This is a genomic window from Actinomadura sp. (assembly GCF_044508335.1).
Taxonomy (GTDB): domain Bacteria; phylum Actinomycetota; class Actinomycetes; order Streptosporangiales; family Streptosporangiaceae; genus Spirillospora.
On the sequence record NZ_JBIQHY010000213.1, the window covers coordinates 1 to 1,811 of the forward strand.

General features: G+C 74.2%; 2 protein-coding genes. Both read right to left on the bottom strand.

The genetic code is table 11. The annotated features are described in order from the left end of the window. Positions 1–121: 121 nt before the first annotated feature. Positions 122–1,039 carry a LacI family DNA-binding transcriptional regulator gene (locus ACIWVC_RS34170; protein WP_396452539.1) on the bottom strand — a complete coding sequence of 306 codons (918 nt, stop codon included), beginning with the start codon at positions 1,037–1,039 and terminating at the stop codon, positions 122–124. Between the two features lie 85 nt (positions 1,040–1,124). Continuing rightward, positions 1,125–1,811, bottom strand: a 687-nt coding sequence (locus tag ACIWVC_RS34175) for a phytase (protein WP_396455150.1), incomplete at its 5' end; no start/stop codon positions are given.

Consider the following 1,811-nt stretch of genomic DNA (forward strand, 5'->3'; position numbering starts at 1 on the left):
CCACCACCACGACCTCGCCGCTTGACATCCAACCTCCAGGGATGTCTGACCCGCCTTCACGTTCGTGGGCGGTGCCTTTCGGGGGACGCCCGTGCCGTTCGGGTCGCTTGCACGGTCGCTTTCAGGCGGGTGCGGTGGTGGCGCGGGCGTCCAGGCGCGGGGGGACGGTGATGCGCTGCGGCTTCGCCGACGGGCCGTCCTTGATGCGGGACAGCAGGGCCGTCATCGCCAGGCGCCCCAGTTCGGCGGGCGGCGGGGCGATCGTCGTCACCTGCGCCGCCTCGGCGCCCGGCGGGGTGCCGTGGACGGTCAGGGAGACGTCCTCGGGGACGCGCCTTCCAGCGCGCAGTAGTCCTGTGAGGGCGGTCGTGCCGGTCGTGTCGCCGAGGGCGAGGACGGCGGTGGCGGTGCGGGGCAGCTCGTCCGGGGTGGTCGCGACGGACAGGTCGGCGGTCTCGCAGGCGCGGCGCAGGGGGGAGGGGCGGGCGCCTACGTCCAGGCAGGCCAGGTGGTGGTGGCCCAGGTCCCTCAGGTGCGCGATCGCCTGCTCCACGGCCGCCGCGTCGTCGCCCGTCACGCAGTCGACGCGGGTTGAGCGGAGGGAGCGGCCTACGACCACCGTGGGGCAGCCGGCGGCGGCGCGTTCGATGTCGGCGGCGGCGATCCTCGGGCCGCACAGGACCACGCCGTCAGGGCGCAGGTCGAGGAGGTCGTTCAGGGCGGCCAGCTCGCGGGTGGGGCGGCCGTGGCCGGTGGTCATGAGGAGGCGGACGTCGCCGGTCTCTTCGGCGAGGCCGTCGTGGACGGCGGCGTAGCGGGGGTCGTGGAGGTCGGACAGGAGGACGCCGACGATGCCGGTCCGGCCGGCGGCGAGGCTCCGCGCCATCATGTTGGGGCGGTAGCCCAGTTCGCGGGCCGCCTCCAGGACGGCCTTGCGGCGCGGCTCGGCGACCTTGGGGGAGCCGCGCATCACCAGCGACACCAAGGCCCGGGACACGCCGGCGCGGGCGGCGACGTCCTCCAGCGTCGGGTGGGCCATCCGGTGTCCTCCAGGGGTCGGCCGGCGAGCCGCCGCCATGGGGGCTGCCATGGCGGCGGCTCGGTTGATCCGGTGTTCGGTGGGTCTAGTCTCGCGGGTCCCAGTCGCCGGGCGTGATGTCCAGGTCGAGCGGCTGGGCCACATCCTCCCAGGCCACGAACTTGAAGTTCGTGTTCTCGCGGACCTCGCCGTTCTCGTCCACGGCCTCGGGCGAGTTCTCGCCGTCGTGGACGACCAGGAGGCCGTTGCGGAAGCGCCCGACGGGCGCGCTGGTCACCATCGCGCCGTCGCAGACCTCGGAGCCGTCCACCGTCGTGCCGGGGGCGACGCGGAAGCGGCCGATGTAGTGGGTCGGGTCCTCGCGGTCGTAGACGACGAACGTGTTGTCGCCCTGGCTGGAGGCGATCAGGTAGCCGTCACCGCCGTCCTGCCGGTAGATGGTGAGGCCCTCGGCGTCGGCGGTGATGTGCTCGCCGCCCACGCCGGGGTCGGGTCCGGTCGGCTCGCACTCGTCGGTCTCGGGGTTGTAGGCGGCGGGGACGCCGTACTCCTTGACCCGGTCGATGAGCCGCGGCGCGCCCTTCAGCGGGATGCGCCAGATGCCGACGTCCTCCTGCGCGGCGTACAGCACCCTGTGCTCGGGGTCGGCCACCATGCCCTCGACCTGCGGGCCCTCGCCGGGGTCCTCGCAGGGCGTCCAGGTGCCGCCGGGCACCGGGAACGAGGTGGGCAGGTCGAGGTCGCGGACGTGCCGGTAGGTGATCGTGCCCGC